This window comes from Corynebacterium ulceribovis DSM 45146 (genome assembly GCF_000372445.1).
Lineage (GTDB): Bacteria > Actinomycetota > Actinomycetes > Mycobacteriales > Mycobacteriaceae > Corynebacterium > Corynebacterium ulceribovis.
Genome location: NZ_AQUY01000001.1, coordinates 316118 through 342266 on the forward strand (window position 1 = coordinate 316118; position 26149 = coordinate 342266).

The 26149-nt window shown below is 60.2% G+C and carries 22 protein-coding genes and 1 riboswitch; of the genes, 13 read left to right on the forward strand and 9 right to left on the reverse strand.

Annotated elements, in window-relative coordinates; genetic code table 11:
* Positions 1-40 precede the first annotated feature (40 nt).
* Together A3EC_RS0101505 and A3EC_RS0101510 are read right to left on the reverse strand one after the other, a co-directional pair.
* On the reverse strand, positions 41-649 hold the full coding sequence (locus tag A3EC_RS0101505) for an RloB family protein (RefSeq protein WP_342661856.1): 609 nt from the start codon (positions 647-649) through the stop codon (positions 41-43).
* Between the two features lie 14 nt (positions 650-663).
* Positions 664-2010 (reverse strand): AAA family ATPase, encoded by a 1347-nt coding sequence (locus A3EC_RS0101510; RefSeq protein WP_342661857.1) that lies wholly within the window; start codon positions 2008-2010, stop codon positions 664-666.
* Positions 2011-2263: 253 nt separating this feature from the next.
* Here A3EC_RS0101510 and A3EC_RS0101515 point away from each other — a divergent pair, with 253 nt between their 5' ends.
* From A3EC_RS0101515 to A3EC_RS0101545, 7 genes are read left to right on the forward strand one after another with little or no spacing between them, the layout of a single operon-like run.
* On the forward strand, positions 2264-3352 hold the full coding sequence (locus tag A3EC_RS0101515) for a metal ABC transporter substrate-binding protein (RefSeq protein WP_245532912.1): 1089 nt from the start codon (positions 2264-2266) through the stop codon (positions 3350-3352).
* A gap of 41 nt (positions 3353-3393) precedes the next feature.
* Complete coding sequence (locus A3EC_RS10965) at positions 3394-4269, forward strand: metal ABC transporter ATP-binding protein (protein WP_018023392.1); 876 nt, start codon at positions 3394-3396, stop codon at positions 4267-4269.
* Complete coding sequence (locus A3EC_RS0101525) at positions 4259-5146, forward strand: metal ABC transporter permease (RefSeq protein ID WP_018023393.1); 888 nt, start codon at positions 4259-4261, stop codon at positions 5144-5146. The genes A3EC_RS10965 and A3EC_RS0101525 overlap by 11 nt, the downstream gene beginning before the upstream one ends.
* On the forward strand, positions 5139-5978 hold the full coding sequence (locus A3EC_RS0101530) for a metal ABC transporter permease (RefSeq protein ID WP_018023394.1): 840 nt from the start codon (positions 5139-5141) through the stop codon (positions 5976-5978). Before A3EC_RS0101525 ends, A3EC_RS0101530 begins: the two co-directional genes overlap by 8 nt.
* 10 nt (positions 5979-5988) lie before the next feature.
* Positions 5989-6663 (forward strand): metal-dependent transcriptional regulator, encoded by a 675-nt coding sequence (locus A3EC_RS0101535; protein ID WP_018023395.1) that lies wholly within the window; start codon positions 5989-5991, stop codon positions 6661-6663.
* 36 nt (positions 6664-6699) lie between these two features.
* A complete protein-coding gene (locus A3EC_RS0101540) occupies positions 6700-7554 on the forward strand; it encodes a bifunctional methylenetetrahydrofolate dehydrogenase/methenyltetrahydrofolate cyclohydrolase (protein ID WP_018023396.1) in 855 nt (284 codons plus the stop codon).
* A 9-nt stretch (positions 7555-7563) separates the two neighbouring features.
* Positions 7564-7914: a DUF3017 domain-containing protein gene (locus A3EC_RS0101545; RefSeq protein ID WP_018023397.1), complete on the forward strand. Its 351-nt coding sequence runs from the start codon at positions 7564-7566 to the stop codon at positions 7912-7914.
* Between the two features lie 6 nt (positions 7915-7920).
* On the opposite strand, the gene A3EC_RS0101550 is transcribed toward A3EC_RS0101545, so the two are convergent.
* The 3 genes from A3EC_RS0101550 to A3EC_RS0101560 form a co-directional block, all read right to left on the reverse strand.
* Positions 7921-9045 (reverse strand): PrpF domain-containing protein, encoded by a 1125-nt coding sequence (locus A3EC_RS0101550; protein WP_018023398.1) that lies wholly within the window; start codon positions 9043-9045, stop codon positions 7921-7923.
* Positions 9045-10184, reverse strand: a complete 1140-nt coding sequence (metX, locus tag A3EC_RS0101555) for a homoserine O-acetyltransferase MetX (protein WP_018023399.1) — start codon at positions 10182-10184, stop codon at positions 9045-9047. Before metX ends, A3EC_RS0101550 begins: the two co-directional genes overlap by 1 nt.
* Positions 10185-10291: 107 nt before the next feature.
* Positions 10292-11638, reverse strand: a complete 1347-nt coding sequence (locus A3EC_RS0101560; protein WP_018023400.1) for an O-acetylhomoserine/O-acetylserine sulfhydrylase — start codon at positions 11636-11638, stop codon at positions 10292-10294.
* Positions 11639-11742: 104 nt separating this feature from the next.
* A riboswitch (SAM riboswitch) is annotated at positions 11743-11862 on the reverse strand.
* Between the two features lie 107 nt (positions 11863-11969).
* On the opposite strand from A3EC_RS0101560, the gene A3EC_RS10970 reads away from it, so the two are divergent.
* Together A3EC_RS10970 and A3EC_RS0101570 are read left to right on the forward strand one after the other, a co-directional pair.
* The gene (locus tag A3EC_RS10970) at positions 11970-13286 is read left to right on the forward strand and encodes an MFS transporter (RefSeq protein WP_018023401.1); all 1317 of its coding nucleotides are present in this window, start codon (positions 11970-11972) and stop codon (positions 13284-13286) included.
* A gap of 78 nt (positions 13287-13364) precedes the next feature.
* A complete protein-coding gene (locus A3EC_RS0101570; RefSeq protein WP_018023402.1) occupies positions 13365-14534 on the forward strand; it encodes an alpha/beta hydrolase in 1170 nt (389 codons plus the stop codon).
* A gap of 97 nt (positions 14535-14631) precedes the next feature.
* Here the strand turns inward: A3EC_RS0101570 and A3EC_RS0101575 are convergent, their stop codons facing one another.
* The 3 genes from A3EC_RS0101575 to A3EC_RS0101585 all read right to left on the reverse strand — a co-directional run bounded on the left by A3EC_RS0101575 (position 14632) and on the right by A3EC_RS0101585 (position 19799).
* Complete coding sequence (locus A3EC_RS0101575; RefSeq protein WP_018023403.1) at positions 14632-16854, reverse strand: NADP-dependent isocitrate dehydrogenase; 2223 nt, start codon at positions 16852-16854, stop codon at positions 14632-14634.
* 255 nt (positions 16855-17109) lie between these two features.
* Entirely contained in the window at positions 17110-18759 is a 1650-nt protein-coding gene (locus tag A3EC_RS0101580; protein WP_018023404.1) for a J domain-containing protein, read from the reverse strand.
* A 149-nt stretch (positions 18760-18908) separates the two neighbouring features.
* Positions 18909-19799, reverse strand: a complete 891-nt coding sequence (locus A3EC_RS0101585) for a cutinase family protein (protein ID WP_018023405.1) — start codon at positions 19797-19799, stop codon at positions 18909-18911.
* A 273-nt stretch (positions 19800-20072) separates the two neighbouring features.
* Here A3EC_RS0101585 and exaC point away from each other — a divergent pair, with 273 nt between their 5' ends.
* The 4 genes from exaC (at position 20073) to A3EC_RS0101605 (ending at position 24743) form a co-directional block, all read left to right on the forward strand.
* Positions 20073-21599, forward strand: coding sequence for an acetaldehyde dehydrogenase ExaC (gene exaC, locus A3EC_RS0101590; protein WP_018023406.1), 1527 nt, complete (start codon positions 20073-20075; stop codon positions 21597-21599).
* Between the two features lie 33 nt (positions 21600-21632).
* Complete coding sequence (locus tag A3EC_RS0101595) at positions 21633-22526, forward strand: exodeoxyribonuclease III (RefSeq protein WP_018023407.1); 894 nt, start codon at positions 21633-21635, stop codon at positions 22524-22526.
* 15 nt (positions 22527-22541) lie between these two features.
* On the forward strand, positions 22542-23585 hold the full coding sequence (trpS, locus tag A3EC_RS0101600; RefSeq protein ID WP_040427988.1) for a tryptophan--tRNA ligase: 1044 nt from the start codon (positions 22542-22544) through the stop codon (positions 23583-23585).
* A gap of 66 nt (positions 23586-23651) precedes the next feature.
* Positions 23652-24743, forward strand: a complete 1092-nt coding sequence (locus tag A3EC_RS0101605; RefSeq protein ID WP_018023409.1) for a YhjD/YihY/BrkB family envelope integrity protein — start codon at positions 23652-23654, stop codon at positions 24741-24743.
* Positions 24744-24759: 16 nt separating this feature from the next.
* On the opposite strand, the gene A3EC_RS10975 is transcribed toward A3EC_RS0101605, so the two are convergent.
* On the reverse strand, positions 24760-26094 hold the full coding sequence (locus tag A3EC_RS10975; RefSeq protein ID WP_018023410.1) for a D-alanyl-D-alanine carboxypeptidase family protein: 1335 nt from the start codon (positions 26092-26094) through the stop codon (positions 24760-24762).
* Positions 26095-26149: the final 55 nt, after the last annotated feature.

Genomic DNA, 26149 nt, shown 5'->3' on the forward strand with positions numbered 1-26149 from the left:
TCCGATACCTCGTCCAACTTGCCGTTCACTAGCGGTGAGGTCACTGCTTTCTAAGGAGAAAATCAATCAGTTTGGGTATCGCAGTCTTACTGGAGGAACCCATTTTGTTGAACGCTAAATGGTCGCAGCTGCTTGCTGCTTTTTGATGTTCGCGGATAGGGAAGGAGTCAGAGAGATGCTTATTCCGGACGGTATCAACTGCCTGGAACCGCACTAGCTTTTGAGTCAATGTGCCTCGGGGAACACTTCGATCGCGGATGTCCTCATAGTGAGCCAACAGCCACACTTCGAAACACTCATTGGAGACCACGAAGGCAGCTTGCTGCTTCTGCGCCGCAAGTGTCTGTGCGTCGCGGAAACCTTGGTGGAATTGGGTGCGAGGGTAGTCATCCACATCGACTACGAAGAATGCTGCCGAAAATGGTGCGTTCTTATCGCGTAAAATCTGGTTCTTCGCTTTGTCGACGATCTTGTTCGGTGGGTGAGGTTGGGACACCACGCTCAAATGTCGAATTCGGTAGGTTTCGCGAAGTCGCTGAAAATATTCAGTCTCGGTGACTTTGCCTTGAACCACGAGCAATACAGGGGACTTTTCCTGCCTTGCTCGTGCTTGCCCCCGTCTTCTGTTTCCACGTTCGCGCTTTGCCACCCCAGCCCCTCTCGCTAGTTTTGCGCTTGGTCTCCAAGATACTTGGCGCGTAGCACATTTACAGTGGCGAGCAACTCTCGTTGGTTTGCCACTGGCACAGCCCCATAGACGCCTTGCATGTATCGCTTTTCGATGTTGTGGACTTCGCGAACTGGGAACTCATCGAGTGCCACAAGCTCAGAGAATGACTCATCCTTATCCACAAACCAGACCTCACCGCGGTGCAAGCTCTCAACAGGGTGGCGCCCTAAAAGAGTGAGATCGTGGGTAGTGAATAGCAGCTGGGCGCCATGCGGGTTGAGATCTGGGGTGTCGAAGTAAGAGACCAGTTCGCGAACCAACATCGGGTGAAGGGAACCATCGATTTCGTCTACTGACATCACGCCACCAACTGCGAGTGCGAAAATAGCTGGCACAGCTAGGTCCATCCAGGTTCTAGTGCCCTGCGATTCCTGCTCTTCAGGCAGCGAAAACTCGCGATCGCCGCTCTTGTGTACGAAGAGGATGTAATGGAGATACTCGATGATGAGGTCGGCCTCGACCTCTTGGGATATCTCGGCTTTGCCGTCGGGCTGAATGATCAGATTCAAACTCTTGATGGCTTCTGGCGCTTTTTCCTCAATCCCAATGTCATCAATCCCAACGTCAGCAACCGAAACCACCATTCGCAAAACGTTTAACCAGCTGGGATCCTTCTTTGCAAGGTCAACAAGCCATTGGTGGCGGTTATCTTGGTCAGCGCTGTCGGTGACGATTAGCGGAAGGAGTTTTGTCCACCAGTGGAGAGCGCCAGCGTTTTTTCCTGGGGTTTTGACGGTTCCCCATGCAGATAGCACCAGAGCCCACGGCCGCATGAATTGTTCGATGTTCTCCTTCGCGGCGTGCGACAGTCCTGATCCTGGGCCGAAGACGACTGTGTCTCGGTCGCGCTCGAAGATGAGGCGCCACCGTGACTTTGGATTGGCCTCCAAATACTCCTCGACCACACCTTGCTTGTCGACAGTGACACCCCAGCGATATCGCACATCGATATTGACATACTCCAGTTCAAACGATGTCGGGCGGTCCGTGCGAAGCAGATGCGGATCTCGAAGGCGTCGGACAAATCTCTCATCTGTCAGCGAGTTTTTCACCGACAAATTCAGTTGGCTAAGTGCGCGAAGCACATTCGATTTGCCAGCGGCATTAGCTCCGAAAATTGCGGCACGTCGCCAAGTATTTTCCGTCCAAGTTTCGCCCTCACGCGGTCGTTGTGTCTTGAAACTGCGCCGTTGCAGATCAAGAGTCGTTTCGTCGCCGAATGAGCGAAAGTTTTGGATGGAAAGGGAGAGCAGCATGCTTCCAGAGTAGTGTTTTGACATCAATCCCGCACAATATGTGCAAAATTGGCAGCAAAAGGTTGATTTAAGGCCCCTTCGAAGCTTCCGTCTGTTCCGGGTGGTGCTTGATTTGGCTTTCGTGCTGCTGGGGTAACTACAAAATGCCAGGTAGGCATGAATAAGTGCAATCTTTTGGAAAAAGGGTTAGGCTAACCTTGCTTGTTAAAGTTCAAGAGTATGAACAATAGTGTTCTACTTTGAAGGAACTCTGGAGAAAAGGATGATGCGGAAAACAATGACCCGCAATCGGCACACTGCACCCCTGGGACTTGGCGCAGTCACACTCGGCCTAGCGCTGGTACTTACTGGCTGCAGTGGCGCCGACGGTGACAGCAAAAACAAAGACGGCGTGAAAGTCGTCGCGACAACCACCCAAATCTGTGACTACGTCAAACAAATCGCTGATGGCCAAGACACCATCGACCTGACCTGTCTGCTGGCGCCGAACGCCTCCGCGCACGACCATGAAATGACGCCGAAGCAGATGGATGCGCTGTCCAAAGCTGACCTCATGCTGGTAAACGGGCTCGACCTTGAGCACTTCCTCGACAGCGCTGTTGAATCCTCCGGGTTTAAGGGCAACATGGTTGTCACCACTGGTGTGCTCACCGCCGCCGACGTCGACGGCAAGAACGCCGGCAAACAAGACGGCAAGAACTACACCATCGACCTAGGTGCCAAGAAAGTTGATTACGCGCCTTGGCCATTCGCCCCTGAAGCGGGCGAAGAAGCCGAATTCGACCTCGACCCACACGCTTGGACCAGCCCGAAGCAAGCCAAAGTCCAGGTGGAAAACATCGGTGACGCGCTCGGTAATGCCGCACCAAAGCACAAAGAGGAGTTCGACAAAAAGGTAGGGGAGTACGTCAAAGCGCTTGACGCACTAGACAAGTGGACCGCCGACTCCCTGAACTCGGTACCACGGGCAAACCGCGTGCTGTTCACCTCGCACGACGCCTTCGGCTACCTCTCCCGCGACTACAACATCAAGTTCATCGGCTCGGCGCTGACTGACTTCAACCAACAGCAAGACGCCACCTCCGACCACATCCAGCAAGCAGCCAAGGAAGTCAAGGAATCCGGGGCCCGCGCACTATTCGCGGAGAACTCCAATGACTCCAAGTCCATCCAAGCTGTCGCTCGCGCTGCTGGGGTCCGCGCGATCATCGGCGATGACGCCCTTTATGGCGACTCCCTCGGACCAGATGGTTCGGCAGGGCAGACCTACATCGGCTCCATTGTGCACAACGTCACCACCTTGGTCGATGCGTGGGACGGCAGAACGGCAGAACAGCCAGCCGAATTGGCCAGCGCCAAGAAATAGCTAGCGGCACAAAACCGCCGCCAAGAAATAGAAGGAATGACATGCTGATGCACAAGCCCAGCTCCGTGATGCGAGCCCGCAACTGGATCGCTCTCACCCGTGCCGCCGCACACCAAGGCGCCAAACGAGCGCGACGCGAAGCCACCGCAACAGCACCAGCCGCTGCACCGGCAACCGAATCAGCAACACCTCTGGTCACTGCCGATAATGCCACCCTTGGCTACGGCGCAAAGCATGTCGTTTCCGGCGTCACTTTCAGCCTGCACCCCGGCGAAGCCCTCGCGCTCGTCGGTCCCAACGGCTCCGGCAAAACAACCTTTCTGCGCGCCCTCACCGGTAGCGCGGAGGTTCAGGCCGGCTCTTTAGACTTCCTCGGAGTCAACCGCTTGGCTCGGAGGACATATGTTCCACCTGGTGCCATCGGCTACGTTCCGCAACAGTCGGACCTCGACTTGTCCTTCCCAATCGTGGTCCGTCAAGTTGTTGAACAAGGCCTGCATGCGCAATCCCGGTGGTTCGGTGCGCTGCGGCCCGGAGCTCGAACCCGAGTCGCAGCCGCCTTGGACAGAGTAGGCATGCGTCACACAGCTGAGCTCCCCTTCGGCCAGCTGTCCGGTGGTCAACGGCAACGCATCCTGCTCGCCCGCGCAATCGTGGCGCAGCCTGCTCTGGTCCTGCTCGACGAACCATTCAACGGCCTCGACGAACCAAACCGCAACGCACTCCTCGGCATCATCCACAGCATCAAAGCCGACGGCATCGGCGTCATCGTTGTCACCCATGACCTTCGTTTAGCACGCGAAACCTGCGACAATGTTGCCCTGTTCGCCGGCCGTCAAATCGCTTGCGGCCCCATCGAATCGACGCTTACTGACGAAAACCTCGCCGTCACATTCGGAATGACACATGTGGGATAGCGTCGTCACCATCACGCAGACGCCGTACCTGCTGCGCCCCTTCCTCCTCGTCCTGATGCTCGGCATTGTCGCCGGTCCCGTTGGCACCATCGTCAACCTCCGCCACGCCGAATTTAGCGCCGAAGCGATGGTCCATTCCGTATTCCCCGGCATCGTCATCGGTGTCATCACCGCAGGTCTCGGCGGCATTACCCTCGGCGGTGGTATCGCCGCAGCAGTGACCGCCCTCGCCCTGACCGCACTGGCACAGCGCTACGCCCGCCTGCCAGAAGCCGCCACCGCAGTGGTGCTCACCAGTTTCTATTCTCTCGGCGTGGTGCTTTCCCTGCGTAAAGGCGACAAATCCGGCCAGCTAGAGGCGCTCATGTTCGGCCGCCTCCTCGAATTCTCTGATGCCCGCCTCATCGAATCCGCCAGCATCTGCCTGTTCGCGCTGCTGCTTATCGCTGTGACCTGGCACATGCACATCGCCTACTCTTTCGACCCCATCACCGCGCGTCTGCAAGGCGTCAACCCGCTGCTGGTCAACCTCACACTTAACCTCGCCATCGCCGCGGTGATTGTCGCCGCTTCCGCCGCCATCGGTGTGTTGCTCGCCGTCGGCTTTCTCGTTGTCCCTGGCGCCACCGCGCGGCTCATCGCCCGCACCCCACGCGCCATGGCCACCATCGCCACTGCCGCGACCATTATCGGCGGCTTCCTTGGGATGGCCACCATGCTTATCGACTCGCCCCGCCCAATATCGCCGCAGGCTGCAGTGACATTCGGGATGCTCGCCATGTACCTCCTTGCCCTGATTGTGCGCACTATCCTTTCGCGAGTCGCCACCAATTCGTCGCCAAGCCCACAGGTACGGAAGGAACCGGCCAATGTTTAACGCTGACTGGTGGGCCATCATGCACCTACCTTTCCTAGAAGTCCTCCTCGGCGGGGCACTCGCAGGCCTGGTCGGCACCATCGCTGTGCTGCACAAACGCATCTTCTACACCGAAGCGCTGACCCACGGAACGTTCCCGGGAGCTATCATCGGCGTGGTCCTCGCCGCCGCTATTTTGCCTCCTGACCAGCGCCAATTCCTGTCCGTCGGCTTATTCCTCGGCGCATTCCTGGCATGCATCCCGCTGGCGTGGCTCATGCGCGCCATCGCCGCCATCCCAGGCCAATCCAGCCAAGCCGCCGCCGGCATCGTCCTGACCTTTGGGTTCGCACTCGGCTACTTCCTCAACAAATGGTTCCAGCCTCTGCCGCTGCGTATTGAGTCATTCCTCGCCGGTTCCGTCCTCACCGTCCGCCCCGTCGACGTCGCCGCAGTCGCCATCACCCTTGCCATTTGTCTTGCCACACTTGCTCTTTGGCATAGGCCAATCATTTTCCTGGCGTTTGACCGCCAAGCCGCGGCCGCCAGTGGACTCCGCACTGGGCTTATTGACGGATTGGTGCTGGCCCTCGTCAGCCTGACTGTCGTGGTGCTGATTCCCGCGATGGGCACCATCCTGCCGATCGCACTCATTGCTGCGCCCGCCGCCGCGCTGCACGGCACCGTCCGGACCGTCGGACAACTCCTAGTTGGCACCGCAGTGGCAGGCGCAGCCATCGGGGTAGTGGGACTGCTGCTGGCGGACTGGTTCCAGCTCGCACCGGGCGGCGTTATCGGCCTGAGCGCCGGAGCGTTTTACCTGCTCGGCCAACTGCGCCGCGCCGTGGCCTAAACTATGGGGCATGCACCTAGATGAACTGCCCGAAAAGTCACAGGACTACCTGAAAACGATTTGGGCTGCCATGGAACAGGACAATGAACCTGCCACCCACGGTGCCATCGCAAAACGACTCGGCCAAAAACCATCAACCGCATCGGAAGCGATTAAACGGCTCGTCAAGCTGGAACTGGTGCACCACGAACCTTACGGCGGGGTGACGCTGACTGCCGCGGGCAACAAACTCGCCGTCACCCTGATTCGGCGCCACCGCCTCATTGAAACCTTCCTGGTGGAAAAACTCGGCTACGGCTGGGACGAAATCCACGACGAAGCTGACCGACTAGAGCACGCCGTCACCGATGAGTTCATCGCCCGAATCGATGCGCTACTTGGCCGGCCTACCCGCGACCCACACGGCGACCCGATCCCCGATGCCGACGGCCGCCTCGACCGCATCAGCCCCTGCGACCTGTCGCACCTGAAACCAGGGGAGTGCGCCACCATCGAGCGCATCGACGACACCGACCCAGAACTGTTGCGCTACCTGGCAGGACACGGGGTGCGCCCGGGTACCGAAATCACGTTGCGCGACGCCCCGTACAACGGAATGCAGCTGCTCGATGTTGATGGAGTAGAAGTGCCGCTGGCGGACAGCAGCATCGCGGCAATCAATATTGTCCACGCTGGGCACCCGTAATCGTCAATAAGCCCACGGCGTGGAATACTGGTGCCTATGGCTGCTACCAAACTTGATGGAAACATGTACCGCGACGAAATCGTCGCTGACCTTGCCCAGCGCGTGGCGAAGCTGAAGGAACAAGGCGTCACACCAGGGCTGGCGACCGTGCTGGTCGGCGACGACCCAGCGAGCCACTCTTACGTGAAGATGAAGCACCGCGACTGCGAGCAAATTGGCATCAACTCCATCCGCGTCGACCTGCCAGCCGACATCACCCAGGAAGCACTGGAAGCGGAAATTGAAAAGCTGAACAATGACGACGCATGCACCGGGTACATTGTGCAGCTGCCATTGCCCAAGCACCTCGATGAAAACCGCATCCTCGGCCTGATTGACCCAGACAAGGACGCCGACGGCCTGCACCCAGTCAACCTGGGCAAACTGGTGCTGAACGAGCCAGCGCCACTGCCTTGCACCCCGAATGGCTCCATCCACCTGCTGCGCCGCTTCGGTGTCGAACTCAACGGCGCGAAGGTTGTGGTTATTGGCCGCGGCGTGACCGTTGGCCGCCCAATCGGTTTGATGCTCACCCGCCGCAGCGAAAACTCCACCGTCACCCTGTGCCACACCGGCACCAAGGACCTAGCTGCCGAAACCCGCGAAGCCGACGTCATTGTGGCGGCCGCAGGTGTGCCGCACATGCTGACCGCCGACATGGTCAAGGACGGCGCCGCGATTTTGGACGTGGGTGTGTCCCGCAAGGACGGCAAGCTGATGGGCGACGTTGCGCCGGACGTGTGGGATAAAGCTGGTTATGTCTCGCCGAACCCAGGCGGTGTTGGCCCGCTGACCCGCGCCTTCCTCATGTCGAATGTGGTGGAGCGCGCCGAGCGCCTCGCCGCGAAGTAGTTCCCCTGCATGTCCCGAGCAGATCTCAGCCAAGTCCCACACCCGCTGGCCAACCCGCACTCCACTGGCACAACGCCACTGGGTGCCCGCTGGCCACACTGGGTGCAATGGGCGCTGCTCAGCATGGTGCTGGCCTGCTTCGCCGCCGCCGTTATTATGCTCTACCTGGAACGATGGCGCCGCGGCTCCTTCGCGTTGGGTTCCGGCATGCTGCTACTTGCGGCACTGCGGTGGGTGCTTAGCGACGAAATCCTCGGCGTATTATCCGTCCGCTCCCGGCGCTTTGACTCCGCATTCAGCGCCATCATTGGCGGCCTGATGGTCGCGCTGGCACTGAGCGTCGACGCCCTCGGCAGCTAGCTGGCCCTAGCCGACATACGCTTCGCCGTGGAGCAGCACTCGGGCGGTGCGCGGGAACGCCGCCCACTCTAGAGCGTCCTTGGTCACAAGCGCGGAAGCTGCGACCTCGCCCTTGAAGTGCTGCAACGTAATTGTCGTTGGCGCACCGGCCGCGGACTGAGCGTTGCCAGCCGTCGTTTCAATGAAATCATCAACGATGGTGCCGCCGAGCGCCGCCGCACCAGCCAGCGCCAAAATGGCTGTGCCTGGCATCGCATGATGCACCCGGCCTACTGACGTCATCACCACGCGCACCGCTGGGGTGGTCACGCTGCCTGCCGCGCCTAAGTGCGTATCTGCGTCCGCGAGGAGCGCGATCCGCGGAATCACCTTCGACGGCGCGAGCCCCATTCGTGCGCCAGCAGCCACCCGCAGCCGTTCCAAACGCGCGATCAATTCAGCGTCTTCATTCAGCTTCGCCATGCCCAGCGCTGGGTCGACACCCAAATCCGCAGCTTTGGCAATGACTAGCGGGTTGGATACGTCAATCAGCGAAACTTCCACGCCGTTGACTTCGCACCGCCGGCCGGCAGGGAAGAGGGTGCCGCATTTTTCGCCGCCCGGTTTCAGGAATCGCATGTCGACGTCCGGGCCATCGACGACAAGCTCAAACAGCGCCTGCGAGTTGATATTCCATACCGTCGCCGACGTGCCATCGAACATGCCGACATGGCGGGCGTAGTGCAGAATCGCTGAGGAAATATTGCCGCAGTTACCGGTCCAATCCACCACCGGCTCTGTTGGGGAAACCTGCGCGAAAAGCGTTTCCAGGTCCGCGTCGGTCGCCGCGTCGGTCGCCGCGTCGGTCGCCGCGTCGGTCGCCGCGCCGGTCGCCGCGCCGGTCGCCGCGCCGGTCGCATCAGCGCTGCTTGCGCTCGTTGCAGGGCCGACGAACATGACCTTCGAATTGGAGCTGAAACCGCCACCGAGCCCATCAACAGCCTGCGGGTCTGGCGAACCGACCAAACGCAAACAGAGTTCATCACGTGCGGCCTGGTCAGCAGGCAGTGCCGACATCGGCAGGAATACCGCGCGGGAGGTTCCGCCGCGGACCAGCGTCGCGGGCACAGTCGTAGGAAGTGAAGTAGCCATTAGTCCCTCAGCGCTCGGGCATGCTTTGTGGACCGCTCCTGAATACCCACGACCGTGAACATGAATCGCCGCAAAATGCCGCTCATCCGGCGGGTTTCCGTCAAAAAGCCATCATGGCCGACCGGCGAATCGATAACCTCTAGCCCCAGGCACGCACCCAAGTGGCGGGTGAGGTGCTCCTGCTGGTGCAGCGGGTACAGCACGTCGGTGGTCACACCAATCACGACCGTCGGAATGGTCGACGACTCCAACGCCGCCACCATGCCGCCGCGGCCGCGCCCAATATCGTGGCGGTTCAGTGTGTCAGTCAAAATGACGTAACTGCCGGCATCAAAACGCTCCACCAACTTCGCGCCCTGATACTGCAGGTAACTTTCCACCTGAAAACGCTGGTCCGGACGGTGGAACGGCCCATACGGGTCCTCGCCCTCCTGCGGCTTCACCCCAAACCGGTCATCGACTTCCAGCTCGCCGCGGTAGGTCAGGTGCGCAATCTGCCGCGCCAGCGACAGGCCCGCCGCCGGAGTGACACCCTTGTCGTAGTAGTCGCCGCCATGCCAATTCGGGTCGTGGTCAATCGCCTGAATCTGCGCCGACTGAATCCCAATCTGCCACGCGCTGGCCCGCGCACTGACCGCAGCAATCACCGCCGCGTCAATCATCTCGGGATACATCAGCGTCCACTCCATCGTCCGCGCGCCCCCAAGGCTGCCACCAATCACCGCCGCAATGTGGTGAATGTCGATGGCGTCCAACAATTGCTTTTCGACGTTTACCAGGTCGCGGATCGACAGCGCCGGGAACCGGGAACCCCACGGCTTGCCATCCTCAGGGTGTGGCGACGACGGACCAGTGCTGCCCTTACAACCACCGATGACATTCGTGCACACCACGCACCACCGGTTCGTGTCAATCGCTTTACCAGGACCGATGAGCTCTGCCCACCAGCCGCCGTCGCCGGCAGCGTTCGTGTCGCCGGTCAGGGCGTGTTCGACGAGAACGACATTGTTCAGCTGGTCGTTGAGTTTTCCCCAGCGCTGCACCGCCACGGTGACATCCGGGATGACAGCACCAGCTTCGGTGGTGAAGCTACCGATAGGAATGTACCCAATCTCGCCTTGGCTGGGGAGGAGTTGCACAGCGGTTCCTTTCGTCGAAAAGCCCAAAAGTCTTTAAAAATCTCTACACTCAAAAATACGGAAAGGGCGGAAGGCCCGAAAGCCCACCGCCCAGCGCACGTCGCCGGTTACACCGCTACGTGCTCAGGAGTATGAAGTTGTGCCACAGCCTGGAAACCAAGCTTCAGGTCATCAATGATGTCATCGATGTCTTCGATGCCGAGGGATAGTCGGATCGTAGCCTGATTGATGCCTGCGCGGGTAAGGCCAGCCTCATCCGACTGCGAATGCGTGGTGGTTGCCGGGTGGACAACCAGGGAACGCGCGTCGCCGATGTTGGCCAGGTTCGAGTGCAGCTTCAGCGCATCAATGAACGCCCACGCTTCCTCGCGGCCGCCAACAATATCGAAGGACAGCACCGAACCGGTGTACTTGTAGCCGAGGCGCTGCGCAGTCTCGAACCACGGCGAGGACGGCAAGCTCGCATGATTAACGCGAGTGACCTGCGGGTTCTCAGCCAGGAACTTCGCCACCGCATTAGCGTTTTCATTGTGACGGTTCAGCCGCAGGCTCAACGTGTCCAGGCCCTGCAACGTCACCCACGCATTGAACGGCGATGGGGCAGCGCCAGTATCGCGCAGCAGACCCGCACGAATCCGCAGGCCAAACGCCTGATTGCCCAGCTCCGCGTAGCGCAGACCGTGGTAGGCCGCGTCGGGTTCGGTAAAACCTGGGAACACTGACTGGCCATCGCGCTCAACGGTCCAGTCGAACGTGCCGCCGTCGACGACCACGCCGCCCAGCGCCGCGCCGTTGCCGGAGTAATGCTTAGTCAGCGACGCCACCACCACGTCCGCGCCGAGCTCGAGTGGGCGGACCAGCGCCGCGGTGGCAATAGTGTTGTCGATAATCAGCGGCACCTGGTGAGCATGTGCAACTTCAGCGACTGCAGGAATATTCAGGACGTCGGCTTGGGGGTTGGCAAAAGTCTCTCCGTAAAACGCCTTAGTGTTCGGCTGAACTGCATCCTGCCAGGACTGCGGGTCATCCGGGTTGTCAACGAACGTGACGGTGATGCCGTAGCGAGCAAGAGTGTGCTGCAGCAGGGTTTCGGTGCCGCCGTATAGACGCGGGGAGGTCACAATGTGGTCGCCAGCTTGCGCAACGTTGAGGAACGCGGCAGTTTCCGCGGCCATTCCGGAAGCCAACAGCACCGCGTTGGTGCCGACTTCCAGGGAAGCCAGCCGCGCCTCGAGGGCAGCGACCGTTGGGTTAGTAAGGCGCGAATAAATCGGGCCTGGATCCTGCAATGAAAAACGCTGCGCCGCATGCTCCGCGGAATCAAAAACAAACGCGGTGGTGAGGTGGATTGGCTGGTTCCGCGAGTTGCTGTCGGAATCCAATTCCTGTCCGGCGTGAATAGCGCGGGTATCAAAAGACCAGTTGCTGGCTGCAGAGTTGTCGTATTTTGGCATAGCTTCGCCCTCAAATTCTTTCTTTGTCTACTCCCTGGGCGGCGCAGTCGCACACCCAGGGAGTGATTGCAAGTTTTGGGAACTTGCGCGGGCAGCCTGAGACTGGCCCGTGCTTTGCCGTTGCGGAAAATGACCCGCAGGCCAGGTCGTCGTTCCCCGGGGGCACCCTTGCACGAGGCGGGTTGCCGGCAAGCCATCCGGGATTTCGGCTTGCGCTCTTGACCTGATTCACACCGTAATGGACAGCTCTGTCTATTTGCAAGTGTTGGGCGGAAAATTGTTTCGCGAAAACCCGCCAGCGCCGCCCCGATAGCCGTGCCATAGTGGGCATATGACCACTTCGCCGGCCCCTAACGTCAACACGCAAAAAACCGTCACTACCTGGAACGTTGTCGGGGTCGCACTCATGTTTGCCTCAAACGGGGCGCTGCTCGGAGTCCTCGCGCCGTGGTACCCCAGCTTCGTGCAAAAATGGCTTATTGACGAAGCAACATTCGGTCTAGTTGTGGCCTGCATGCCCCTCGGGGCGTTGCTCGCGGCAACCCTACCGGCATGGGCAGCCAAGCGCTTCGGGCCCCTGCGCGCCGTCGGCTGGGGCACCGCGGCGATGGCGCTGCTGCTGGGGGTCGTTGGCTGGCTACCCGGCGGACAATGGATCGGTGGGGTGTCCGCCGGGGCAGGGGCACTAGGGGCAGTGCTGCTGGGGTTCGGCGCGCTCGATGCCGTCGTCGATGTGTCGCAAAACGTGTGCGGAGTGCGGGTGGAACAACGGCGCGGACGGTCAATTATGTCCTCGCTGCATGCCTGCTGGAGTCTCGGGGCGGCTGGGGCCGGGGCAGCGGCGACTGCAGTGGCGCTGTCCGGGGCTGAGTTCCGTGGGTTTATTGTGGTTGCGGGGACGGTGATTGTGCTGGTCTCGGTGCTGGGCTGCTGGCAGGTCGGTGCGGCGGCGGTAGACGGCGCCGATGTCAGTGGCGCGGATGTTGGTGGCGCCGATGTTGGTGGGGCAGACGCAGGCGATGGCGCAACGACGGCGGACGCACCGGCGACCCGGAAGCTACTGTCGCGGCCAGTGCTGATGGCGCTGCTACCGCTTGCTGCCATCGCCATTGCCGCCGTGGTCGTGGAGGACGTGGCAACGAACTGGGCGAGTATCGCTGCGGTGGAACTCACTGGAATCGATGTGTCGGCAGCGGGAATGACATTCGCGCTGATTGTCGGGTCGCAAACGGTGGGGCGGTTCACCGGCGACCCGCTGATTAACAAGTTCGGGCGGGCGAATGTCGCGCGCGTCGGCGGGCTGCTGATTGCCGTGGGCAGTGTGCTGGTGGTGACAGCCAGCGCGGCGCCGGTGTTGATGGCCGGGTTCATGTTGTCAGGATTCGGTTGCGGCACCTTGGTGCCGTCGGTGTTTGCCGTAGCGGCGCGGCTGCCTGCGATCTCCGATAGCGGCGGGTTGACGATTGTCAGTTGGCTGATGCGCGTTGGCTTTTTGGTATCCAGCCCAATCGTTGGGGCAGTGGCCAGCGCCGCGAACCTTCGGGTGGCACTGGGAATTGTGGTGCTGTCCGGCATGACGGTCGTGCTGTTCGCGTCCGCGCTGCGGACCGAGGGGCGAGTGGGCAGAGGGGCCGGGGCGCGCAGTTAATCATCGCCCGCAATTGTGGCACGGAGATTTTTGCGGAAAGCGGGTCGCGCCGGGGCGACGCTGTGGTTGCCTAATCACATGAACCAGCCCGCACCTCGCCCAAACTCCGCACACAGCCAGCGCGCCACTCATTCCGCGGTCCCGCCAAAGCAGTCACTCATCACGCAAGCAACAGCGAAGGTCGCGCAGCTTGCGACGAGCCTTCCTGAGCCGCTGCTTAAGCGCCTCGGCACGGTCACGAACTCTGACGGCGATACCCTTGCTCCCGACGTCAACGTGTCGCTGAAGCTGCTGAGCATCGTCGAGGGCGAGAACTTCACCGAGATGCCCGCCGCCGAAGGCCGCAAACTGTTAGACCGCGAGGCGTATCTTGCCGCCGGGGAACGTATCCCCGTTGGCTCGGTAGAGGCCACCCACATCGAAGGCGTGCCCGTGCGCATTTACCGCGCAGCCCCTGCCACCGGTACCTCTGCAGCCGATACCCCTGCCACCGGTACCGAGCCAAGCGCGCCATCAAGCGCCCTGGTGTACCTGCATGGCGGTGGCTGGGTTCTCGGCTCGCTGGATAGCCACGACAACACGTGCCGCTTCCTGTGTCGCCACGCGGGCATCACCGTCGTTAGCGTCGACTACCGGCTCGCCCCAGAGCACGCCTTCCCGGCGGGCCTCACGGACGCCCTCAACGTCACCAAGCACCTTATGGCTGGGAACATCGCCGACATTGACCCCGCGCGCGTGGCCGTCGGTGGAGATTCGGCGGGCGGTAACTTGGCGGCGGCGACATGCCTGCAGCTGCGGGCGGAGGGGGCGGCTCAGCCAGCGTTGCAGGTGTTGTTCGTACCGGCGTTGAACTTGGCGCGGTTGGATACGCCGAGCCACAAGGAGTTCGCGGAAGGGTTCTTCTTGACGGCCGCCGAGATGGATTGGTACATCGCGCGCTACTGTCCGGACAAAGCAGAGCGGGAGAATCCGCTGGTGTCGCCGCTTTTCGCCGCGGACGGTGTCGGTGCGCCGGGCGGCGTCGGGGAGGGCTTGGCGGGGTTGGCACCGGCATATGTGGCGGTCGCGGGCTTCGACCCGCTGCGCGACGAGGGCCTAGCGTACGGCGCGGCACTGCAGGCCGCAGGGGTGCCGACCACCATTAAGCGTTACGGCAGCTTGGTGCACCCGTTTGTGAATTCGATGGGCATTTGGAAAGGCGCCCGCCAGGCGCTTGCTGACGTTTCGGAGGCGCTTCGGGCGATATAGCGGCGGGGTATAGCGCGGCGCACAAGCGCACGAAAAAGGCCAGGAACTGTGCAGTTCCTGGCCAGATCGGGCGCCGCCCACTAGGTGGGCACGCGCGTTACTTCGTCAGACCGTCGATAATTTCGTTGAAGGTCGCGGATGGACGCATGACAGCGGTCAGCTTCGCTTCATCTGGACGGTAGTAGCCACCCAAGTCAGCAGCGGAACCCTGGTTGTCCAGCAGTTCCTGCGCAATCTGCTCTTCCTTCGCTGCCAACGCTTCGGCAACAGGCGCGAAGGTTTCCTTCAGCTTGGCGTCATCGTCCTGTGCCGCCAACTCCTTGGCCCAGTACAGCGCCAGGTAGAAGTGGGAGCCACGGTTGTCGATTTCGCCGACCTTGCGCGATGGGGACTTGCCTTCCAGCAGCACCTTCGCGGTTGCCTTGTCCAGCGCGTCGGCCAGCACCTTCGGTGCAACGTTGTCGTCATCCTTTGCTGCGTAGCGCAGGGATTCCGCCAGCGCCAAGAACTCACCGAGGGAGTCCCAACGCAGGTGGTTTTCTTCTTCAACCTGCTGCACATGCTTCGGCGCGGAGCCACCAGCACCAGTTTCGAACAGGCCGCCGCCAGCCATCAGCGGCACGACAGACAGCATCTTCGCGGAGGTGCCCAGTTCCATGATTGGGAACAGGTCGGTGTTGTAGTCACGCAGCACGTTACCGGTCACGGAGATGGTGTTTTCGCCGCGGCGGATGCGCTCAATCGACAACTTGGTAGCGGCAACTGGGTCCATGATGCGGATGTCCAGGCCGTCGGTGTCGTGGTCCTTGAGGTAGGTTTCCACCTTCTCAATCAGGTTGCGGTCGTGCGCGCGTTCTGGGTCCAGCCAGAACACCGCTGGGTCACCGGTTTCGCGGGCGCGGGTCACAGCTAGCTTGACCCAGTCCTGGATTGGCAGGTCCTTGGTCTGGCAGGAGCGCCAAATGTCGCCCTCTTCCACCTCATGCTCAATCAGCACGTCACCAGCGGAGTTCACCACCTGCAGCTTGCCAGCCGCTTCAACATGGAAAGTCTTGTTGTGGGAGCCGTACTCTTCTGCCTTCTGCGCCATCAGGCCAACGTTTGGCACCGAACCCATAGTCGCTGGGTCGTAGGCACCGTTCTCGCGGCAATCGTCGATAACTGCTTGGTAGACGCCTGCGTAAGAGGAGTCAGGGATGACTGCCAGGGTGTCGGATTCTTCACCCTGTGGGCCCCAGCCCTTACCGCCGTTACGGATCAGCGCAGGCATCGACGCGTCGACGATGACGTCGGACGGTACGTGCAAGTTGGAGATGCCGCGGTCGGAGTTGACCATGTACAGGCGTGGGCCGTTGGTGAGGTCCTGCTCGAACGCTGCGCGTGCTTCCGCTGCCCAGCTTTCGTCAATACGCTCCAGGCCGTCCTGAATAGCAGCCAGACCATTATCTGGGGTCAGGCCAGCCTCAGCCAGCTGTGCTTCGTACTTCGGGTAGACCGATGGGAAGTAGGCGCGGATGACTTCGCCGAAAATCAGCGGGTCGGACACCTTCATCATGGTGGCCTTCAGGTGCACGGAGAACAGCACGTCTTCGTCCTTGGCGCGCTTGACCTGCTCCGAGAGGAATTCGTCCAGGGCGTTCTGGGAGATGAAGGTACCGTCGATGACTTCACCTTCGAGGACGTCCAGACCTTCCTTGAGAATCTGAACGTTGCCGTTTGCGTCAACGAGCTGGTAGGTCAGGGTGTCGGCAGCTGGCATGACCACGGACTTCTCATTGTGGCGGAAGTCGTTGGCGTCCATGGTGGCAACGTTGGTTTTGGAGTCCTTCGACCATGCGCCCATGCGGTGTGGGTGCTTGCGGGCGAATTCCTTGACAGCTTCTGGCGCACGGCGGTCAGAGTTACCTTCGCGCAGGACTGGGTTCACAGCGGAGCCCTTGACCTTGTCAAACTTTGCGCGGATGTCCTTTTCCTCGTCGGTAGCTGGTGCGTCCGGGTAGTCCGGAATGTCGTAACCCAGCGCCTGCAGCTCAGCGACGGCGCGCTTGAGCTGTGGGACGGAGGCGGAAATATTAGGCAACTTGATGATGTTGCAGTTCGGTTCCTTGACCAGTTCGCCGAGCTTAGCCAGTTCGTCGTCGATGCGCTGGTCCTCGGTCAAGCGGTCCGCGAACTGTGCGATGATGCGGCCGGCCAGAGAGATGTCACGAGTTTCAACGTCGATACCGGCTTGGTTCGAGAAAGCCTCCACAATCGGCTTTAGCGAGTAAGTGGCGAGAAGGGGTGCCTCGTCGGTTCGGGTCCAAACAATCGTGGCCATTAAATGTCTCCCTGTAGTTCGGTTGATCTGTTCTCCCCACGATACCGCAGTATTTGCTGGGAGCTTGCTGAGAAGTACCGCGAAGGGGGAGGGGCTACGGTGAAAAGATGCAGGAAGAGGCCATTTTGTGAGTTCCGCCACTGACGGGGGTAGTAGTTTCTTTACCAAAACGTTTGGGCTTTTTGACGAAAAGAAGCCCGCCTGAAAAATCAGGCGGGCTAAGGAGCTACTCGCTATTGCAGTGGTGCGCAGCGATTACTGGTTGTACGGGGACTGACCAGACTGACCGAAAGGCGACTGGCCTGGGTTACCCGGCTGGCCAAATGGCGACTGACCTGGGTTGCCTGGCTGACTGAACGGGGACTGACCCGGGTTGCCCGGCTGGCTGAACGGGGACTGACCTGGGTTGCCTGGCTGACCAAAGCCCTGCTGGGAACCTGCGCCCTGGAAGCCCTGCGGTGCACCGAAACCTTGTGGGGAGCCGTAGTTAGGCTGGCCACCCTGCGGTGCGCCCATGTGCTGCGGCGCACCTGGGCCCTGCGGCGAGCCTGGCCCCTGTGGTCCCTGTGGACCTTGCGGGCCCTGTGGACCGAAGTTCTGCTGTGGCTCTGGCTGTGGCTTTGGTGCTGGCAAGTCAACTGGTTGGCCGGTCATCCAGTTCTTGACATCGCCAGCGAAGTTCAAACCAAACGCCGCACCAAGCAGGCCAGACATAATCAGGTACAACACAGTTCCGGCGGTAGTCAGGGCGCCATCAACAAATTCCAGGGTGAGTGGGAAAACGCCCTCACCGATGGCTGTCAGGAGGAGCACTGGTGCCGCTGCCCAGTGGAAGTACTGCGCAATGCGGTTGTTGCCGCGGATCACCTGGAGTGCAATGAAAAAGCTGACTACGGCGAAGAAAGCGCCATAAGAACCATTGATAACGCCGCCGGTATCAGTAGAGTCAGCCAGAACTCCGATCAGCCACATCAACACCATGACGCTCGCGATAACACCGATGCCACCCCAAATGCTGGCAGTGACTTTCACCATCTGTGGCAGAGCGTTGAACATCTGCTGCGGAGTGGTGTCTTCGTTGAAGTCACGCGAGGACACCGTGCCGCCACTCTGCGGTGGCTGGCCCGGTGCACCCTGCGGGTGCTGCTGAGCGTGCTGTGGTTGTTGGTATGGAGAATTGCTGTCCGCACCTGGTGAAGTCAGCGGGGCATAAGACATAGATGCGTATTCACCGACGAAAGGCGAGCTTGGGTTCTGCGCCTGCGCGTCGGAATGCGACTCGCCGGATTCGGTGGAAGCAGCGGAAGCGGCCGAAGCGCTATCTCCGCTTGACGAGCTGGAACGAGTGAAAGTTGGCTGGTCATTTTCAGCGATGTAAGCACCGGACGAAACTTCGGGCTGCTCAGGCTGCGCCGACTGTTCCGACTGTGCTGGCTCTTCCGTCTGATTCGGCTGTGCTGCCTGCTCAAGCGGGGAGTTGTACCCGCTCTGCGCGGACTGCGATGGCGCACCATAACCAGAAGTCAGCGAGGTTGCCTGGTCGCCGGAGTCTGGTTGTGGTTCCGAAGCGCCATAAGGAGTATTCGCTGGGAAAAGCGTCGTGGCACTGGAATCGTCAGCACCACTATCAGCGTAGAGGGAACCTTCGGTGGCTAAGCGGCGCAGCTCAGCGATGCCCACTTCGCGGTCGTCGCTGGAATCGAGCGCTTGGTCGTAGACACTGCGCTTGACCGGGTTAGAAAGAATGTTGCCGGCGACCTTAATCTGCTGAACCTCGCCATGACCGTCCGGCAGGCCCTGAGCTTGCAGAGCCTGCAGACGCTCTGACAATTCGCGGGAAAGCGCGTTCGCGTCTTGGCCTCGGTCTAATCCGAGTTCGTCATAAAGATCGTATTTGTTGCCCACCGAAGGTGCTCCTTTTCTTTTGTTAACAAGATCACCTTAACGGAACGGTAGGGGTGATGTGGGGCAACAAACACCGATAAAGGGCTGCACATATATGAAAAAAGCTGGTGAAAAGTATTTTTCACCAGCCCTAATTGTCGCGATGTGAATTAATTCGCGCGGTGTGAAATAAAGTTCGTCACTTCAGTGACGCCGGAGTGGTGCTGACCCGGCATCGATGCATGATACGACTGGTGCCATACGGCGGCACCAAGTAGGCCATTGAGAATGGTAACGCTGGTGAGGCCAGCATCATTTACCCGCCCGCCAGCTTCACTACTGGTCACCGGCTGCACAAAAGCACGGCGGTCCAGAACGCCGCCAGCCATCGCGCGGTAGCCAGGCGCGGAGTCGCAATAAATATCGCCTAGGTTGCAGACGTTGACCACCTTTCCGGTGGCCTTGCCCCAGCCCTTCTCTCGCTTGGCGAGGATGCCGAAGCCGCCATGCGGTGCAGTGCCGTACATCTTCTCGCCGTCCGTGCCGCGCTGCGGGTCAGCAATCAAGCCGGTAGCAATCAGCTTGTCCGCTGGAATTGGGCCGCGGCCATGACCGATGGCGTGGGTGACCTGGCCAGCGACATGCGCGCCCTGGCTGTAGCCGCTGATGGCGAACTTCGAGTTCGGGCACTGGCGCGATGCCGCCGCCATCATGGAACGCAGTCGGTGGACGCCCTGATTCTTCGACTGGTTGTAGCTCATGAGGGTGCCAGCGGTGGCAGCGTACGGTACATATTGCGCCACAACCCGGCCACCAAGGCGAGCTTTGGTGCCTTCAACGACACCGCGCATGAGCCCATTGTCGCTCATGGTGGTGGTGTGCAGTGGGGTTGTGCCCATGGTGCCAGGTACAGCGAAAAGAATAACTGGCGCGCACCGGGGTACGGCGTCAGCTTCTGGGGTATTAACGACGCCGCTGGCTGCGACGATGCCGAATGCAGTTGCAGTGGCTGCGACGACGGATAAGGTCCGGCGGGTGAGGGTCTGCAAAACAGTGCGCACAGTGCTGACTCCAGTATGTGAAACGAGTAAATCCTCACTTAGTTTATGGAATTGTTATCTGGCTGCAAGTTGAGTGCACAGGTTTTGCTCAGCAAAGTACGGCGAATAGATAAAGTGCGGCGCGTATTTTTGCTGCGAAATTGTTGCGAATTTACGGAAATCTTCCCATGCCTCGCCACACGATCGTTAGAATGTGAGCCATGCCACGTTGCCGCTCTGGCGACGGCACGCACTAACTGCGAATGACCACAACTAACCATGAAGGGGTGTCTCATGACCGCCAGCGTCTACGCGAATCCAAACACCGAAGGCTCGCTCGTTAACTTCAAAAAGCGCTACGAGAACTTCATCAACGGTCAATGGGTAGCACCGGTAGACGGCCAGTACATGGACAATATTTCGCCTGTCAACGGCGAAGTGTTCTGCCAAGTGCCTCGCTCGTCTGCCGCCGATATCGAAAACGCCCTCGACGCTGCCCACGACGCAAAAGCCGCATGGGGCTCCGTGCCCGCCGCCGAACGCGCCCTCATCCTGCATCGCATCGCCGACCGCATGGAAGAGCACCTCGAAGAAATCGCCGTCGCTGAGACCTGGGAGAACGGCAAGGCCATCCGCGAAACCCTCGCCGCGGATATCCCACTGGCCATCGACCACTTCCGTTACTTCGCTGGTGTGTGCCGCACCCAGGAAGGCCGCATCAGCCAGATCGACGACAACACGGTTGCCTACCACTTCAACGAGCCGCTCGGCGTGGTTGGCCAGATCATCCCGTGGAACTTCCCAATTCTGATGGCCGCCTGGAAGCTCGCCCCGGCGATGGCCGCTGGTAACTGCATTGTGCTCAAGCCAGCAGAACAAACCCCAGTGTCCATTCTCTATGTCATGGAAATCATCCAGGACCTCATCCCAGCGGGCGTGGTCAACATTGTTAACGGCCTCGGCTCCGAAGCAGGCGCGGCACTGACTGCCTCCAAGCGCGTTGCCAAGATTGCGTTCACCGGGTCGACTGCCGTCGGCAAGCTCATTAATAAGGCCGTATCCGACAAGGTCATCCCGGTCACCCTAGAGCTGGGCGGTAAGTCGCCGTCCATTTTCTTCCCGGACATTATGAACGAGGACGACGCCTACCTGGAGAAGTGTGTTGAAGGCTTGGCCATGTTCGCGCTGAACCAGGGCGAAGTGTGCACCTGCCCATCGCGCGCGCTGATCCACGAGGACATCGCCGATGAGTTCCTTAAGCTCGCCGTCGAACGCGTTAAGCAGATTAAGACTGGTAACCCGCTTGATCCGTCCGTGATGATGGGTGCGCAGGCATCGCAGGAGCAGATGGACAAAATCATGGGCTACCTCAAGTCCGGACCGGAAGAAGGCGCTGAGGTGCTCACTGGTGGCAACGTCGCCAAGCTCGACGGCCTGGATGGTGGCTACTACATTGAGCCAACCATTATGAAGGGCGACAACTCCATGCAGTGCTTCCGTGAGGAAATCTTCGGACCAGTGCTCGCGGTCACCACCTTCAAGACCTTCGACGAGGCAATGGAGATTGCCAACGACACCATCTATGGCCTCGGCGCCGGTGTGTGGAGCCGTGACCAGCAGACCGCGTACAAGGCGGGTCGAGCAATCCAGGCTGGCCGCGTGTGGGTGAACAACTACCACAATTACCCAGCTCACGCCGCTTTCGGTGGCTACAAGGAGTCCGGTATTGGCCGCGAGAACCACCAGATGATGCTGGCGCACTACCAGGAGGTCAAGTGCATGCTGGTCTCCTACGACAACAAGCCGACCGGCCTGTTCTAAATCCACAGAACGTGCTGGCCTACTCTGGTCAGCATGGCTCTGACAGTTACTACCCTCAACGTCAACGGCATCCGCGCGGCCGTCAAAAAGCGGAGTGAACAGAACCTTGGCATGCTGCCGTGGCTCAATGACACCTCCGCTGATGTCATTTTGCTGCAGGAAGTGCGCGCCACCAATGAGCAGGCCGAAAAGGCCCTCGCCCCAGCGCTGGAGGCCGGTTGGTATTGGGCCGGCGCCGACGACACCATCACCAAAGGCCACGCCGGGGTCGGCATTTTGTCCCGTCTTCCGCTTTACGACGTAATGGTGGGCTTCGGAGACAATGAATTCTCCGCAACCGGCCGCTACATTGAAGCGAAAGTTGACGATGCCGGCGCGAATGGTGGGGCAGGGGATGGCCGCACCACCGTTGCGAGTCTCTACCTGCCATCGGGCAGCGTTGATACCCCAAAGCAGGACGAAAAGTACCGCTTCCTGGAACTCTTCGGTGACTTCCTTGCCGAGCGCGGCAAAGACGAAGACATGGTCATCGGCGGTGACTGGAATATTTGCCACCGGCAAGAAGACCTGAAGAACTGGAAAACGAACCAGAAAAAGTCCGGGTTCCTGCCGGATGAGCGCAGCTGGATGGACAGCATTTTAGGTACTTTCCCCGATGAGGCCTCCCAAAACACTGGCCCGCATGAGCCACACACCGACCCGCACTGGTTCGATGTGCAGCGTCGCCTGCAGCCGGAAAGTCTAGGCCCATACACCTGGTGGACCTACCGCGGGAAAGCCTTCGACACTGACGCGGGTTGGCGCATCGACTACCACATGGCAACCGCTTCGATGTTGGCGCGCGCGACAAGTGTGCACGTGGACCGCGCTGCGGCTTACGACCTGCGGTGGACCGACCATGCGCCGGTGACTGTTGTTTATCAATAGCCTATGATTTACCCCATGACTGCTACTGAAACCCCAGCATCCCCAGCACGTAAGCGAGTCCTTTCCGGCATCCAGCCGACTGCGGATTCTTACCACCTTGGCAATTACCTGGGAGCAGTTAAGCAGTGGATTGGCCTGCAGGACCAGTACGACGCGTACTATTTCATCCCAGACCTGCATGCCATCACCGTGGAGCAAGACCCGAAGGAACTGCGTCAGCGCACCATCGCCGGTGCCGCGCAGCTGCTGGCACTGGGCATTGACCCAGAAAAGTCGGTCCTGTTCGTGCAGTCCCATGTGCCGGAGCACGCAGAACTGTCCTGGATTTTGACCTGCCAGACCGGCTTCGGCGAGGCCTCCCGGATGACGCAGTTCAAGGATAAGTCTGCGAAGCAGGGCAATGAGCATGCTTCCGCGGGCCTGTTTGCCTACCCAATGCTGATGGCCGCCGACATTTTGCTCTACCGTCCGCACTTGGTTCCGGTGGGTGAAGACCAGCGTCAGCACCTGGAGCTGACCCGCACCCTCGCGCAGCGCTTCAACTCCCGCTACGGCAAGAACTTTGTGGTGCCAGAAGGTCTCATCCCAGAAGGCGCCGCGAAGATTTACGACCTGCAGGAGCCAACAGCGAAGATGTCGAAGTCGGGGCAGAACCCGAAGGGCATTATTAACCTGCTGGATGAGCCAAAGACGTCGGCTAAGCGGATTAAGTCTGCAGTCACCGACAATGACGGCGAAATCCGCTTCGACCGGGAAGCCAAGCCAGGTGTGTCCAACCTGCTGACCATCCAGTCGGCACTGACCGGCAAGTCGGTCGACGATATTGTCGCCGGCTACCAGGCTGCCGGCGCAGGCTATGGCGCGCTGAAGACTGACACGGCTGATGCACTCGCGGAATTTGTCACGCCAGTGCGGGAACGCTACACCGAGTACATGGAGGACCCAGCGGAACTCCAGCGCGTGTTGGCTGTCGGCGCGGACAAGGCCCGCGAGGTTGCTGCGAAAACCCTCGCCGACGCCTACGACCGGATCGGATTGTTACCAGCCCGCCGGGGTTAATACCGGCCTAGCCATCGCTTTTCCCCTACCCTGGAAAGTGTTACCGACCACACCAAGGAGAACGCGATGGCCACGACAACGCGGGCGAATGCCGACCGCACGGACCTGTACGGAATCGAACGCGCCAATTCCGACGACCCCGGAATGGTGGACAAAGTCCGCGAAAAGCAGCCCTGGCTCGACCACCTGATGCGCATGAATGAGCGCTATGGCGAGCAGGGCGGTAACCACTTCTCCGCCGGCATTACCTACTTTTCGGTCCTGTCGATTTTCCCAGTGCTCATGTTGGCATTCTCCGGCCTCGGTTTCGCGCTGCGCGGCAACGACGAAATGATGGGCAAAGTCGAAAATTACCTTTCGGACCAAGTCGGCGGCGGCCTGGGCGATCAGCTCACCCAAATCCTCGATTCCGCGATGGGGCAGGCCGGCTCCGTCGGTATTATCGGTCTGGTTGCGGCCCTTTGGACCGGCATGAGCTGGATGGGCAACCTCCGCATGGGTGTCACCGCAATGTGGAAACACCAGATTGCCGCGCAGAACTTTATTAAAGGCAAACTGTCCGACCTGCTGCACCTGCTCATCCTCTTCGTCGGCCTCGTCCTGACTTTCGCTATTACCGCACTAGGCTCTTCCGGCCTGACCAATTGGCTCATTGAGCAAGTCAATCTCGATGGCGTTCCAGGCATTCACTTCCTAGCCCCACTGGCCGCGATTGTTGCTGGTTTGCTGGCGAACTGGCTGCTATTCGTCATTTTGATGAAGATGCTGCCGCGCATTGAGGTGCCATGGCGACCATGCCTCGAGGCCGCCGTCATCGGCGCGATTGGCTTGGAAATCATTAAACAGTTCGGCTCGATTTTCTTCTCCAACGCCCTCGGTAACCCAGCTGGCGCGGTCTTCGGCCCCATCATCGGCATCATGGTGGTGATGTACCTGCTGTGGCGCATCGTGATGTACACCGCCGCGTGGGCCGCCACCGACGAGGATTCCCTCGAACTGGTCACCCCAGAAGTACCAGAACCAGCGGTCATCAACATCCGTCAGGAAATCACGCCGGAACCGAACTACAAAACTTCCGGCACCTTGCTCGGCGTCGGCGCAGTCCTTGGTGGGGCAGTGGCTGCGGCCGCCAGCGTCCTCACCCGCCGCAATAAATAAGGTTTCAGGTCTGGGCTTATTGACGCGACCGGGCGATAGTCCGCCGCATGCCGTAGCCAACCACGAGAACTAGGCCTACAAGCAGCGCCCATGGCGCTGCTTTTTCTATGCTTGGTCGCAATCCAGGATTGTCGCTTTCTGGGCTGCCCGGCCCAGCGGCACGGAAAGTCTCGCTGCTACTGGCATTGTTGTAGTCCAACTCCAACTGACCGACATTGTTTCCAGGTGGGGTCGCGAAACCAGCGTCGAGGAAACGGGCTGCTTGTTCATAGGCCCTGCCGTGGAAAATAGTGGTGTCCAGCACGATAACTCCAAGGCGGCGACCGTCGCGTTCGGCGGCGCCATAGAACGTATGGCGGGCGCTGTCAGTGAAGCCGGTTTTGCCGCCGATGGCACCGTCGTACCAGCCGAGCAGCCCGTTATCGCTGTACAAGTCGAAGCCCTTGTTTTTGCCCCAGCCGGGAAACTTCACCGTGCGGGTTTGGACCATTCGTTGGAAGTCAGGGTTACTGAACGCTGCTTTATAAAACAGACTGAGGTCGTACGCGGATGAACTCATTCCGGGCCCATCCAAACCGGACACATTCACCACGCGGGTATCGGTCGCGCCTAGCTGCGTAGCTTTAGCATTCACCAGCTCGACCGCGCGCTCGGTGCCCCCGAGCTCCTCGACTAATGCAGCGGCGCAGTCATTCCCCGAGTTGAGCAGCAAGCCAAACAGTAACTGTTCAATGGTGTACTCCCCATCAGGTCCGATCCCCGCGGCGGAGCCTTCCGCATTTGCCGCCTCGGCACTAGCTTTGATCTTTTTATCCAGCTCCAACTCGTCCAGTGCCACCAACGCCAGCAGCACCTTAATAGTGGATGCTGGCCGGTAGCGACCATGGGGATCTTTTGTCGCCAACACCTCGCCAGAGTCTAAATCCACGACCGCCCAGGCAGAGGCGGACTGCTCCTTTGGCACCACAAAACCGTCCGCTAGGATTTCGCCGCAGTCGGCCAGCTTGTCCCCACCAGGAGTAGGCGATGCCACGGGCAGCGGCGCCGGGGCCACTCCATCTGGCCCGGGTTCTTCTGATTTATCCACCGGCCGTGGTGGTGCTTGCCGAAAGTCACAGTTCTTGTTGGGCCGCACCCCGATAGCTGGGGAGTTTTCCGCCGAGTCATCAAAGTCCGGTTCGACAGTTGGATCTTGCTTCGGATCCTGACGCGAGTCCGCCGACGGCGCCGACTGCGCTAACGCCTCCGGGACAATACCTGCGGTCGGTACGTCAATAAGCGGGGAAAGGAGCGGAAGGAAGAGGCCCGCAACAGTCCAGGACAGGACGCGGCGGGGTAGGGAAGTGGTCAAAGTAGGAAACCAACTGCAGCTAGAAATATGTGGAAAAGGGTGGGAGAATAGCTGC

Coding starts and splice junctions, on each gene's coding strand:
- A3EC_RS0101510 (WP_342661857.1), bottom strand. CDS start 2,010: ATGTCAAAACACTACTCTGGAAGCATGCTGCTCTCCCTTTCCATCCAA.
- A3EC_RS0101515 (WP_245532912.1), top strand. CDS start 2,264: ATGACCCGCAATCGGCACACTGCACCCCTGGGACTTGGCGCAGTCACA.
- A3EC_RS10965 (WP_018023392.1), top strand. CDS start 3,394: ATGCTGATGCACAAGCCCAGCTCCGTGATGCGAGCCCGCAACTGGATC.
- A3EC_RS0101525 (WP_018023393.1), top strand. CDS start 4,259: ATGTGGGATAGCGTCGTCACCATCACGCAGACGCCGTACCTGCTGCGC.
- A3EC_RS0101530 (WP_018023394.1), top strand. CDS start 5,139: ATGTTTAACGCTGACTGGTGGGCCATCATGCACCTACCTTTCCTAGAA.
- A3EC_RS0101535 (WP_018023395.1), top strand. CDS start 5,989: ATGCACCTAGATGAACTGCCCGAAAAGTCACAGGACTACCTGAAAACG.
- A3EC_RS0101540 (WP_018023396.1), top strand. CDS start 6,700: ATGGCTGCTACCAAACTTGATGGAAACATGTACCGCGACGAAATCGTC.
- A3EC_RS0101545 (WP_018023397.1), top strand. CDS start 7,564: ATGTCCCGAGCAGATCTCAGCCAAGTCCCACACCCGCTGGCCAACCCG.
- A3EC_RS0101550 (WP_018023398.1), bottom strand. CDS start 9,045: ATGGCTACTTCACTTCCTACGACTGTGCCCGCGACGCTGGTCCGCGGC.
- A3EC_RS0101560 (WP_018023400.1), bottom strand. CDS start 11,638: ATGCCAAAATACGACAACTCTGCAGCCAGCAACTGGTCTTTTGATACC.
- A3EC_RS10970 (WP_018023401.1), top strand. CDS start 11,970: ATGACCACTTCGCCGGCCCCTAACGTCAACACGCAAAAAACCGTCACT.
- A3EC_RS0101570 (WP_018023402.1), top strand. CDS start 13,365: ATGAACCAGCCCGCACCTCGCCCAAACTCCGCACACAGCCAGCGCGCC.
- A3EC_RS0101575 (WP_018023403.1), bottom strand. CDS start 16,854: ATGGCCACGATTGTTTGGACCCGAACCGACGAGGCACCCCTTCTCGCC.
- exaC (WP_018023406.1), top strand. CDS start 20,073: ATGACCGCCAGCGTCTACGCGAATCCAAACACCGAAGGCTCGCTCGTT.
- A3EC_RS0101595 (WP_018023407.1), top strand. CDS start 21,633: ATGGCTCTGACAGTTACTACCCTCAACGTCAACGGCATCCGCGCGGCC.
- trpS (WP_040427988.1), top strand. CDS start 22,542: ATGACTGCTACTGAAACCCCAGCATCCCCAGCACGTAAGCGAGTCCTT.
- A3EC_RS0101605 (WP_018023409.1), top strand. CDS start 23,652: ATGGCCACGACAACGCGGGCGAATGCCGACCGCACGGACCTGTACGGA.